The organism is Azospirillum sp. FG154, from assembly GCF_057809575.1.
This window is the reverse complement of record NZ_JBMDKF010000002.1, coordinates 16,583-28,671: the sequence shown is the minus strand read 5'-3', so window position 1 is coordinate 28,671 and position 12,089 is coordinate 16,583. Positions and strand designations below refer to the sequence as shown.

The 12,089-nt window shown below is 64.7% G+C and carries 4 protein-coding genes; 3 read left to right on the top strand and 1 reads right to left on the bottom strand.

The window, feature by feature from the left end; translation table 11 throughout:
• The first annotated feature begins 83 nt into the window (after positions 1–83).
• From ACODS4_RS02435 to ACODS4_RS02425, 3 genes are all read left to right on the top strand, one after another.
• Complete coding sequence (locus ACODS4_RS02435; protein ID WP_488860367.1) at positions 84–3,590, top strand: tetratricopeptide repeat protein; 3,507 nt, start codon at positions 84–86, stop codon at positions 3,588–3,590.
• Positions 3,590–5,857, top strand: a complete 2,268-nt coding sequence (locus ACODS4_RS02430; protein ID WP_488860365.1) for a tetratricopeptide repeat protein — start codon at positions 3,590–3,592, stop codon at positions 5,855–5,857. The genes ACODS4_RS02435 and ACODS4_RS02430 overlap by 1 nt, the downstream gene beginning before the upstream one ends.
• A 112-nt stretch (positions 5,858–5,969) precedes the next feature.
• Positions 5,970–6,149, top strand: coding sequence for a YdcH family protein (locus tag ACODS4_RS02425; RefSeq protein WP_488860363.1), 180 nt, complete (start codon positions 5,970–5,972; stop codon positions 6,147–6,149).
• Positions 6,150–6,213: 64 nt separating this feature from the next.
• Here ACODS4_RS02425 and ACODS4_RS02420 read toward each other — a convergent pair whose 3' ends face one another.
• Entirely contained in the window at positions 6,214–12,063 is a 5,850-nt protein-coding gene (locus ACODS4_RS02420) for a tetratricopeptide repeat protein (protein ID WP_488860361.1), read from the bottom strand.
• Positions 12,064–12,089: the final 26 nt, after the last annotated feature.

Here is a 12,089-nt window from a genome sequence, read left to right as displayed (position 1 = left end):
CAAAATCAATGGCATCTTTACCTTGAACGCCCGATCATGGCACTCCCTTTGGCAGGGCTGGGCCGGAAAGGGCAAAAGGGATCATGGACACCAACAGTCTGGCGCAGGCGCTGGCCCATCATCAGGCGGGACGCTTCACCGAGGCCGAACACGGCTATCGGGCCGTGCTGGCCGCTGATGCGAAACACCCGGACGCTTTGCACCTTTTGGGTGTCCTGTCGCTGCAAACCGGCCATCCAGACGCCGCCATCGACTTGATCGAACGCGCCATCGCCGAAAATCGGGGCGTCGCCGATTATTGGGACAATCTGGGCAGCGCACTGGTCGCCAAGAATCGCCACGGCGACGCCGTCGCGGCGCACCGCAACGCGGTTCTGCTGAATCCCGATGGCCCGCAACGCCGCCACAATCTGGGCAACGCGCTGGCCGCGCTGGGTCGTCATGATCTGGCGCAGCGCGCTTTCGCCTCGGCGCTGGCGCTGCGTCCGGATTACGCCAAGGCCTGGTACAATCTGGGGAACAGCGAACGCGTTCTGGACCGACTCGCGTCGGCCATCGCCGCCCTGTCGCATGCGGTCCGCCTGACTCCCGGCATGGCCGAGGCGCACAACAATCTGGGCGACGCCCTGGCCTTGGCCGGACGCCTGAAAGAGGCGGTGGTTCAGCATCGGATCGTCGTCGCCCAACGCCCGCAAGACGCCATGGCTCATTACAATCTTGGCGCGATTTTGCAACAGCAGGGAGCCAACGAGGGGGCTGAGATCGCCTATCGGGAAGCGTTGAAGCGACATCCCCGTCATGCCCCCGCCCTGAACAATCTGGGCACCGTGCTGCGACGGCTTGGCCGCCCCGATCAGGCGGAACTCTGCCACCGGCAAGCGCTGGACCTTCATCCCGATTTTGTCGAAGCCCGCTACAACCTTGGCAACGCTCTGCAAGCGCAAGGACGTTACAAGGACGCCGAAGCCTGCTTTGAAGAGGCGCTGGCGCAAGAACCCGATCTGGCCACCGCCGCCTACAACCTGTCCCTCCTCGCCCTGCTGCATGGCGATCTGGCCCGTGGCTGGGCTGGGTACGAGCGCCGGTTCGCCGCTGGCGAGGTCCGCCCCAACCGACGCATCGACGCTCCCTTGTGGACCGGCGAAGTGTTGCGGGGCCGTCGTCTTCTGGTGTGGCGGGAGCAGGGGGTTGGCGATGAAATCCTCTTCGCCTCCTGCTACCCGGATTTGCTGGCCTGGAGCGGCGGCAAAGTGACGATTGAGTGTGATCGCCGGTTGGTTCCGTTGTTCGCCCGCTCCTTTCCCCAGGCGACTGTTCGGGCGGAAAGCTGCACGGCGGACGCGCGCGAAACCATTCTTCCGCCCGATTGCGACCTGCAAGTTCCGGCGGGCAGCCTGCCCCATCCGTTGCGCGGCGCCCTTGCCGCCTTTGATGGACAGGCCCCCTGGCTGGTCCCCGACCCGGAGAAGGTCCGTCATTGGCGCCGTCGGTTGGACGCGCTGGGGCCGGGTCTGAAAATCGGCGTCGGTTGGCGCAGCCAGTTGATGACGGAAGAGCGGCGCGGCGCCTACACCCGCCTCGATCAGTGGGGCGCCCTGTTCGCCGTGCCGGGGGTTGTCTTCGTCAATCTGCAATACGACGACTGCGCCGATGAAATCGCCCAGGCGGAGCGACGTTTTGGCGTGCGCATCCACCGCTGGGCCGATCTTGATCTGAAGGATGACTTTGACGCCGCCGCCGCGCTGACGGCCAATCTGGATCTGGTGATTTCGCCCGCCATGTCGGCGGGTGAACTGGCGGGCGCGTTGGGGGTTCCGGTCTGGCGATTTGGCGGACGGGACTGGACCCAATTGGGAACCGACACGCGCCCCTGGTTTCCATCGATGCGCTTGTTCCAACCCCGACCGGGCGAGGGGTTGGAGGCGACGCTTTTGACCATGGCGCGGACGCTGTGCCAGATGGCAGGAACGAAGCCACAGGCAATTCGCGCCTTGTCCATCTCGTCTGAAAGCCTGCTGTCCACGGCCATCGCCCACCACCGCCATGGGCGGATGGAAGACGCCCGATCCTCATACCGGACCGTTCTGGCTGTTGAACCCGATCACGCCGACGCCCTGCATCTTCTTGGTCTGATTGACCACCAATCCGGGCGTTCTGCACAGGCCGAACGGCTGATGCGGGCGGCTTTGCGGGTGGTCGCGGAGTTTCCAACCGCCTGGAATCATCTGGGGCTGGTCTATGAGACCGAGGGCGCGCGCCACGCCGCCGAACACGCCTTCACCCGCGCCCTGGCCCTGCGCCCGGATTTTCCCGAGGCGCTGACGCATCTGGGTTTGCGCCGGCAGAACGGCAAGAAATTGGCGGAGGCTCGAACCCTTCATCAACGCTCCATCCGGCTGATGGCGGACGCCCCCGCCGCGCACACCAATCTTGGCCATGCCTGCGAGTTGGACGGGCGGTTTGCCGACGCCATTCGCCACTATCGCCGTGCGGTGGCCTTGCGGCCCGACGCCCCCGACGCCCACAACAATCTTGCCACCATGGCGACGCTGACCGGGGATCTGGCGCAGACGCGCCCCTATCTGGAACGCGCCTTGCGGCTGGATCCGAATTTTGCCCTGGCCGCCTGGAATCGTGGATTGCTGGCCTTGGCGGACGGCGATCTGTCCACCGGCTGGGCCGGTTATGGACAGCGCTTTTCCGCGCGCCAATTGCAGCGCGCGCGCCGCATTCCCCGCCCAGAGTGGGGCGGCGAAGCGCTTGACGGGCGCCGCCTTCTCGTCTGGAGCGAACAAGGGGTCGGCGACGAAATTCTCTTCGCCTCCTGCTTCGAGGCGCTGAAGGGCCTGGACGGTCCCGTCACCATTGAATGCGACCGGCGCTTGACCAGCCTGTTCACGCGGTCTTTTCCTTGGGCCGCCGTTCGGGCGGAAACGATTGATCCCACGGGCAAAGAAACCGTAGTTCCCCCGGATTGCGATTTGCAAGCCCCCGCTGGCGGATTGCCCGCCCTGTGCCGCGCGAGCGTCGCCGTCTTTCCCCAGCGCTCCGCCTATCTGGTCGCCGACCCGGCGCGCGTGGCGTTCTGGCGCGAACGTGTGGCGGCCCTGGGGGATGGCCTGAAGATTGGCCTTGGCTGGCGCAGTCAGATCATCACCGCGCAACGTCAGGGCGCCTACACCGCGCTTGAAGATTGGTGGCCCCTGTTCGACCTGCCGGGCGTCGCCGTCGTCAATCTGCAATATGGCGATTGCGCAGCGGAACTGACCGCCCTGGAGCGCGGCGGGCGGCGCATGCGTCAATGGGAAGACCTGAATCTGAAGGATGATTTTGAAGGGGTGGCGGCTCTGATGAGCAACCTGGATTTGGTGATTTCCCCAGCTATGGCGGTTGGCGAGCTGGCGGGCGCGTTGGGCGTTCCGGTCTGGCGGCTGGGAGGGAAGGATTGGACGTGGTTGGGAACGGCGGTTCGCCCATGGTTCCCGTCGATGCGCCTTGTTCAGCCTTACCCCGGTGAAAGCATGGCTGACGCCGCGACGACCGCAATCCGCACCCTCGCCGCTTTTGGCGTTTCACAAGGCGCTCTCTGATGGCGACGATTGCCGAGGCCCTAACCATCGCCCTTGATCTGCACCAGACGGGGCGCTTCGCCGAGGCTGAGGAGCTTTACCGGCGGATTCTTGAGGCCGACGCCGACAACCCGCAGGCTTTGCATTTGTGCGGCCTGCTGATCGCCCAATTGGGCCGGTTGCAGGAAGCCGACGCACTTCTGGGACGCGCCGTCCACGCCAACCCGCTGGCGGCGGATCCGCAGGTCAACCATGGCAAGGTGTTGCGGGCGCTTGGCCGCCCAGCCGACGCTCTGACCCGCTTCCGCCAGGCCATAGCCCTGTCTCCGGCTTTGGTCGACGCCCAGGAAGGGTTGGGCCACGCCGAACGGGAGCGCGGCGACAACGCCGCCGCCGCGCGTGGCTTCGGTCGCGCGGCGCGCAGCGGCGGCGGAGCCGCCCTGTTCTATCATTGGGGCGTGACGCTGGACGGCGCCGGGCAGCCGGAACGCGCCGTGGAGCCGCTCCGAGAAGCGGCGCGCCGGGATCCCCTGTCGGCGGCGACGGCGGCGCGGCTGGCCTCGCTGCTCCACCGCTTGAACGACGCCGATGGCGCGGCGCGTTGGTACCGGCAAGCGCTGGCCCTGCGGCCCGACCATGGCGACGCGTTGCACAATCTTGCCGTCATCACGCGCAGCCAAGGGAAGCAAGAGCAAGCGATCCGCCAGTTTGGCTGGCTCGCCGCCCTGCGCCCCGACCAATCCGAAGCCCGGCGCGATCTGGCGGCCACCCTGCTCGAATTCGGGTTGGCCCACCGGGCCGCTCAGCGTCTGGACGACGCGGCGAAGGCGTTGATTCGCGCCGTGGCCCTGGCGCCGCTGGATTTCGACGCGCAAGACGCCCTGGCTCTCACCCTGTTTGAGCTTGGCCAATTTGACGAGGCGTTCAAGGCCTATCGTCGGGTGGTCGCGCTGGATCCGGCGGCGCTGGGCGGGCATTACAACGGCGCCCTCGCCGCCAAAAATCTGGGTCAGATTGCCGACTCCATGGTTGGTTTGCGCATCGCCAGCCGCATCAGCGACGCCCCATGGATACACAGCGCCCGTCTGGTCACGGCGCTGCTGCTGCCCGACCTGACCAATCCGATGCTGGCCGACGAGGTGACGGCGTGGAGGGATCGGTTTGGCCGGTCCATCACGTCCCCGCCCACGCCGCCCTGCCCCGCCATCCATGGCCGCCCGCTATTGGTCGGCTATGTGTCAAACTATCTGCACCCCGGCAACCGGCTGCTGGACCAGATCGCCCCGTTGCTGCACGCGCATGACCGGGCGGCGGTGGTTCCGGTGATCTATGGCGACGTGCCGTTCGACGCCCCGGCCTTGGCTGAGATGCGAAGCATGGCCGACGGGTGGCGCGACACGCGGGGAATGGACGACGACGCGCTGGCCGATCAAATCCGCGCCGACGGCATTGATGTTCTGGTCTGCCTGATCGGTCACACCAGCGGACAACGCATGGGCCTGTTCACCCGACGCCCGGCGCCGCGCCAGGTCAGCTTCCATGGCATGACCTCCAGCGGGGTGGACGCCATGGATCTTTGGTTGACCGATCCGGTTCTGCACCCGACGGACAGCACCGAGACCTTCAACGAACGCCTGATCCGCCTGCCCCATTTCTTCCTGTTCAAACCGCCGGGGCGCAAGTTCCCCCTGATGCCGCCGCCCTGCGGCTGGAACGGCGTCATCACCTTTGGCTCGTTCAATCTCGACGCCAAAATCAACCATCGCGTGGTGGCGCTCTGGTCACGCATTCTGCACGCCGTGCCCGGATCCCGGTTGATGCTGAAATCACGCGGCGCCGGGTTGGCGGATCCGCAGGGCCGCACGCGTATGACCGAGGCCTTCGCCCAGCACGGCGTTGGCGGCGATCGCCTGATCCTGCTGCCGCCCGCCGCCAGCCATGAAGAGCATCTGCGCTACCATGAGGGCGTGGACATCGCCCTTGATCCCTTCCCCTATGGCGGTTGCCTGACCAGCTTTGACGCCCTGACCATGGGGGTTCCTGTGGTGACGTTGGCGGGAGAGCGTTTCATCGGACGGATGACCGCATCGTTGCTGCACAGCCTGGGTCGTCCCGAATGGGTGGCGTCCAGTGAAGAGGAATATGTCCTTCTGGCGAAGACCCTGGCTGAAGATCACAAGACTCTTTCCAACATTCGGATGGGGTTGGCCGAACAGATAGGGTCCTCACCTTTGTGCGACGCAACATCATACGCCCGTGCGATTGAAGCGGTTTTTCGCATGGATTGACGCCATCCCCTGAAAGATTGGGGTTGTCTGATGAATGGGAACGGTCAACACTGGTGTCATCGGCCTGCCACATTCCAGCAAGAGCCGATTCGACCAGACGGAGAGCAGACTCATGCACACCGATGCTCGTGTTAATTCCCTGCAAGAGAAGCACCTGCGCCTTGATCGTGCGATCCTCGAAGAGGAAAAGCGATCCTGGCCGGACGAGAGCGCGGTGAAGCGCCTTAAACTTGAAAAGTTGCACGTCAAGGAAGAGATGGATCGCCTGACGAAAACCAGCAACTTGAACTGATTCCCCCAACCAACATATTGACGCAGACAAAAGGCCGGGTGGAACAGCCGTTCCCCCGGCTTTTTTACGCCATTTTCGCCAACCGCCGCAGGGCGGCGGCGACCAACGGCAACTGATCCGCCACCGTTTGCCCCGGCGCGCAACGGAAGACCCGCATCGCTGGAAACCACGGGCGCACAGCGGCGCCAAGCGTGGTCCAATCCCCGTCACGGGCAATCCGCCAAACCGGCGTTCCCACCGCCCCGGCCAACTCCCCCGTCGAAATCGCCGGAGCGATCACCAAATCCAAGGCCGTCATCAAGGCCGCCGATTCATCAAGATCGTCTTTCAAATTCAGACCGGCCAAGACATGAGGCGCGCGGGACAGACTCCGCCCCGCCGACTCCAACTCCGCCACGCAATCGCCGTACTGAAGATTGATGAAGGTGACGCCAGGAACGGCGAACACCGCCGCCCAATCCTCAAGCCGCGTGTAATCCGGCATGCGTTCCGCGTCCAACTGGGAACTGCGCCACGCCACGCCGACCAAAAGCCCACTCCCCAAGGCCGCCAAGCGTTGACGCCACCGGGCGACCGCCGAGTCATCGGCCCGCAAAAAGGCCGGAGAGGGGGGAAAATCGCCCAAATTGCGCCGCAGATACCGAGGCAGGGAACCAACAGCGGCATGGCAATCAACGCCCTCGACCCTCTGGTCAACACTCCCCGGCGTCGGAATCACCGTTGCGTTCGGGAAGGAGCGGGCAAACAGCGTCCGAAAACGAGGGTCGCATTCCAGCGTGACATGCTTGGCCTCCGCGATCAGGGACGGCAAACAATTGGCGAACATCACCTCGTCGCCAATCCCCTGCTCTCCCCACACCAAAATTCGCCGTTCGGCCAAAGCCTCTCCCCGCCAGACCGGCACGCCGGGGCGGCGAGCGGCGCCGCTGAGCGCGTCGGCCTCGAAACGTTGGTCATAACCCAACCACCCGGCGTTCAAGACGCCCGCCGCCAACCGCAAAATCCCGCCGTTGAAGGCGGCGGAGGGCGATCCCGGCTGCACAGCCAAAGCCCGGTCGCACCAACGCAAGGCCGCGCCAAACTGCCCTTGCTCCCGCAAGAACCGCCCCCGGTTGGCCATGGCGTCGGCCAAGGCGGGCTGCAACGTCAACGCTGCTTGTCCAGCCCGATCCGCCAGGTCATGCCGCGCCAACCGTCGACCGACAATCGACCGATTGACCCAGCCGGACACCAGAGCGGGGGCGAGCCGCAACGCCTGCCGATGGGCCTGCCACGCTTCGGCCAAACGACCAAGCCGCGCCAACACAACGCCGTGATTGTCATGCGCCTCCGGCACTGATGGATTGACGAACACGGCGCGGCGGTGCGCCATTTCCGACAAATGCAGGGCGTTCATCGCCGCCAACGCGTTGCCGAGGTTGCTCAAGGCCGCCGCATCGTCCGGCTGCATGGCCAAAGCCTTGCGGAAACAGGCTATGGCGTCGCCGACGCCTCCCAACGCCAGACGCGCCATTCCCAAACTGACCCGCGCCGCCGCATATTCAGGCATCGCCGCGACAGCGGCGGCGATCCGCGCCTCCCCTCGCGCCGACTCGCCCATTTGATGCGCCAGCAGTCCAGACAGGTGCAGCGCGACGATGTTGGCCGAATCACGGTCAAGCACGCGCTCATAAAGGCTGGCGGCCTCTTCAGAGGCGCCGATCCGATGAGCGTCCACCGCCTGCCGCAGCAGATCGTCCAGGTCGTCGCCCGACGGAGGGCTGGCGATGGGCTGGAGCAATCCCCGCAACGCTCCAGCAATCTGGTTGAGCGCGTCGGTCAAATCCGCGCCAGGCCTGGGATGGAAGACCCGCATGGTGGGAAACCATGGACGCGCGGCGCTGCCCAGTTGGGTCCAATCCGGACCACAGAAGCGCCAGACCGGCGCACCCAGCGCCCCGGCCAATTCCCCCGCCGACATCGCCGGTGACAGAACCAGATCAAGATTGACCATCAAAGCGGCGACGCCGTCAAAATCATCCTTCAGATCAAGATCGGACCAGCGGTGAATCGTCACCCCGAACCGGCGTTCGGCGGCCTGAATCTCATCGGCGCATTCGCCATATTGCAGGTTGACGAATGTGATTCCGGGTATGGCGAAGATGGCGCCCCACTGGTCCAGCGCGGTGTAGGCGCCCTGCCGCTGGGCGGTGACGATCTGGCTGCGCCAGCCGATGCCGATCTTCAAACCAGGCCCCAAAGCCTCCAGTCGATCCCGCCAAACCGCCACCCGCTTCGGATCCGGCGTCAACCAGGAGGAGGCGATGGGAAAGCGTTTCAGGTCTGCGCGCAGCAGACGGGGCGCGCTGCCCGCCGCGATCTGCACATCCACATCACGCGGCTCGATGGTTTCCGCGCGCACGGTGGCCGTTGGGAACGAACGGGCGAACAAGGGCGTCAGGCGACGGTCACACTCAATCACCAAACGCCCGGCCCGCTTCGCAAGCTCGCCGTAACAGGAGGAGAACAGGATTTCATCGCCGACCCCCTGCTCCCGCCAGACCAAGAGTCGGGCCTGCGCGATGTTCTCCCCCCTCCAGACACGCGCCGTCAGCCGACGGCGCTGGTGACGCTGTTGCGGCGTGGCGAAGCGCCATTCATGCTCCGCCCAACCTTGCCGCAGGTCGCCTTTCTCCAGAAGCAGCAGACCCCGGTTGTAGTGGGCTTGCCCATGCCGGGGATCCGACAGCAAGGCGCGACGATAGGCCGCCAGCGCCGCATCCCGTTGGCTCAGCCGCTGACAATGAAAAGCCAGATTGGCGTGCGCCTCGGCCAAATCCGGTTGACTGGCCATGGCGATCCGATGGCAGCGCGCCGCCTCGCCAACACGGCCAAGCGCGTCAAGCGCGTTGCCCCGCCCCGTCCAGGCGACGGCCATCGTCGGCAGGATCCGAATCGCCCAACCCAGCACCCGCTCGGCCTCGCCAAACCGGTCAATCCCGTACAGCGCCCCACCCAGATTGTTCAACGCGTCGCCATGCCCTGGAACCAACGCCACGGCTCGCCGATGACACAACAGAGCATGGCGGGGATCATCGGTCAAAGACCCAAGATGCGTGTGGGCCAACATCAGGTCCGGGCGCAACCGGATGGCCCGGCGAACCGCGCTCAAAGCCGCGTCATGCAGCCCCAACCGGCGAAGAAGGGCGGTCAAATTGACCAGATGCTCCCCCACGTCCGGCTGCGCCATCACCGCCGCCCGCAAAGCGGCAAGAGCCGCCATGTCCATCCCAAGCCGCTGCAACGCTTCGGCCCGCCCCGCATGGGCCGCCGCGTTCAGTGGATTGGACCGAACCGCAAGAGCGAAGCGGGCTTCCGCCGCCACGTCGTCCCCGAGACGAGCCGCAAGCACGCCGGCCAGATGCAGCGCGACCCCATGGTTGGGGGCCTTGGCCAGAATCGCCGAGACCCGGGCGTCGGCGCCCGCCACATCCCCCAAACGATACGCCGCGATGGCGTCGCCCACCGCCTCGTCAATGGCCTGAACGTTCACCGCGCTTGGTTTGGCGGATTCAACCTGGACCTGCCGCAAGGCAAGGGCCATGCGCGTGAGCGTCGCGTCCACCCCTTCCCCAGGTCCCGGTTGAAACAGTCGCATGGTTGGAAACCAGGGACGCACGGCTGTTCCCAATTGGGTCCAATCCCGCCCGCCGAAGCGCCAAACCGGCGTGCCCAAAGCTCCGGCCAATTCCCCAGCGGACATGGCCGGAGAGATGACCAGATCAAGGTTGACGGTCAACGCGGCGGCGCCGTCAAAGTCATCCTTCAGATTGAGATCATCCCAACGATGGATGCGCACGCCAAATCGACGCTCGACCGCGTCCAACTCTTCGGCGCAATCGCCGTACTGGACATTGACGAAGATCAGACCGGGAATGGCGAAGATTGCCCCCCATTGATCCAAACGGGTGTAGGCCGCGCGCCGATCCGTGGTCATCATTTGGCTGCGCCAAGCAATGCCGACCTTCACCCCGTTCCCCAGAGCCGCCACACGGTCGCGCCACAGCGCGACACGTTGCGGATCCGGGATCAGCCAAGGACGACTCGCCACAAAGGGCGTCAGATCTTGACGCAGCAATCGCGGCACGTCGCCCGCTGGGATTTGGGCGTCGACCCCAGACGGGGTGATCCGTTCCTGCCCATCCGATCCGACCGACCGCGCCCGAACCGTCGCCTGGGGAAAGGAACGCGCAAACAACGAAACCAGCCGATGATCGCATTCGATCACCAAATGGCCGACCCGCTCAATCAGGTCCGGCCAACAAGAGGAAAAGAGGATTTCATCCCCCACCCCCTGCTCGGGCCATACCAGAAGACGCTGCCCCGCCAGCATTTCTCCCTGCCAACGCGGCGCCGAAATTCGGCGGTCCTCATAGCCTTTTGCCCGAAATCGCCATTGATAATCCTCCCAACCTTCGGTCAACCGCCCCTGCGTCAAACGGATGATTCCCCGATTCAAATGCGCCGGGCCAAGGGTTGGATCACGATCAATGGCGTATGACAGGTGGGATTCGGCTTCGCTCGCATTGTTGAAGCACTGCCAAAAGAGCATCCCGAGGTTGGCCCGCGCCTCGGCATGTTGATTGTCGATGGACAAGGCTTTGCGATGCGCCGCCTCGGCCTCGGCCACCTTGCCTTGCACTTGCAGAACTAGGCCATAGCCGGTCAAGGCGTCTGGATTGGTCGGGTTCAGCCGCAATCCACGCCGACACAACCGCTCCGCCTCGCCCATGTTGTCGCGTTCTTCAAAAACTGACGCGAGGTTGGCGTAAGCCTCCGCATGGTCCGGTTGCGCGGCAATCGCCACACGCCGCAAAGCTTCAGCGCGATCCAGCCATTTCCACGCTTTGAAAACTCCCCCCAGATTGTTCAGCGCCTTCCCGTAATCTGGCCGCAACCGCAAAGCGCGGGTGTAGAGAATGGCGGCCTCGTCCAGACGCTGCAATCCGTCCAGAAGCGTTCCCGCGTTGTTCAAAACCAAAGCGTCGTCGGGTTGCCACGCCACAGCGACGCGCAAAATTGGCAAGGCTTCGTTGCGTCGGCCCAGATCCAGCAACGCAACGCCCAGATTGTTCCACGCTCCCGTCAACGTCGGATCGCAGCCCAGGGCGATACGGTAATGGTCCACCGCGTCGGAAAGGCGATTTTGCCCCTGAAACGCGGCGGCGAGAGCAAAATGCAGGATCGCCGAGCCAGGGGCGGCGAACGCCGCAGGCTCCAGAACCGCGACGGCCTCCACAAGACGCCCCTGCCCAAGCAACACATGTCCCAATTCAGCGGACAGTTCAGCGTCCTTGGGAAAATCTTGCAACGCGCGAACCAGACAGGCTTCCGCATCTGGATGTTCCAATCCACGCAGACACAGCGCCAGATTGCGCCAGCCTCCAGCATGCTGCGGATGGGCCGTCACAAGATCGTAAAAACGATGCGCCGCCTGCGCGATCCGCCCGGTTTGCCGATACAAGATCCCCAAATTAAACGCGCTGTTGACGTGATGGGGAGCAAAAGCCAACGCCCGCCCGTAAGCCTCCTCCGCCTCCGTCATCCGGCCCATGGCTTGAAAAACAGTGCCGAGATTGCCGTGAGCTTCGGCGTAGTCATCCCGTTGTTTGATGGCTTGGGCGAACGCCGCTTCCGCCTCAGCGTTTCGGCCAAGATCGGCCAGCGCGCTGCCAAGACTGTTGAACGCTTCGGGAAAAACCGGGTGAACGAGGATCGCGCGGTGAATTCGCCGCAACCCGTCCAACGAACGCCCGGCTTGATGAGCAAGGAAACCAGACAGATGAAGAGCGTCAAAATGATCCGGCGACAACGCCAACAGCCGATCATAACCCGCCATCGCGTCGGCCAAACGACCGGCGCGATGATGATCCAACGCAATGTTCAGCAAAGCTGTGGAGG

Excerpts from the sequence above, each read along its gene's own strand:
- ACODS4_RS02435 (WP_488860367.1), top strand. The coding sequence starts at position 84 with ATGGACACCAACAGTCTGGCGCAGGCGCTGGCCCATCATCAGGCGGGA.
- ACODS4_RS02430 (WP_488860365.1), top strand. The coding sequence starts at position 3,590 with ATGGCGACGATTGCCGAGGCCCTAACCATCGCCCTTGATCTGCACCAG.
- ACODS4_RS02425 (WP_488860363.1), top strand. The coding sequence starts at position 5,970 with ATGCACACCGATGCTCGTGTTAATTCCCTGCAAGAGAAGCACCTGCGC.